General features: G+C 87.7%; 1 protein-coding gene. It reads left to right on the plus strand.

Annotated features, from left to right (window positions below; genetic code table 11):
* On the plus strand, positions 1-365 hold a 365-nt coding region (locus ACFVGY_RS02705; protein ID WP_385669872.1), incomplete at both ends, for a hypothetical protein.

Below are 365 nucleotides of genomic sequence, written 5' to 3' on the forward strand. Positions count from 1 at the left end.
GCGGCCGGGGGCGGCGGGCGGGCCGGGGGCGGCGGGCGGGCCGGGGGCGGCCGCCGGGCTCGGCGTCGACCTGCTGCTGGTCGCGGCTCCGACACTGGCCCTGGGCGCCGGCACCCTGCTGGTCCTGCGGCTGCTGCCGTTCGCGGCGCGCCTCGGCGGGCGGATCGCCGCCCGGGGCCGCGGGCTCGGGCCGGCGCTCGTCGGCTGGCAGCTGGCCCGCAGGCCCGGCCGGGCCACCGGCCCCGTCCTGCTGCTCGTGCTCGCCGTGTCCAGCGGTGGGGGGGGGGGGGGGGGGGCGCGACGCGGGGGGGGGCGGCCGCGGCCGGCCCCCCCGGGGGCGCGACGCCGGCGGGGGGGGGGGCGCT

The organism is Streptomyces sp. NPDC127106, from assembly GCF_042677605.1.
In the GTDB taxonomy this organism is placed as follows: domain Bacteria; phylum Actinomycetota; class Actinomycetes; order Streptomycetales; family Streptomycetaceae; genus Streptomyces.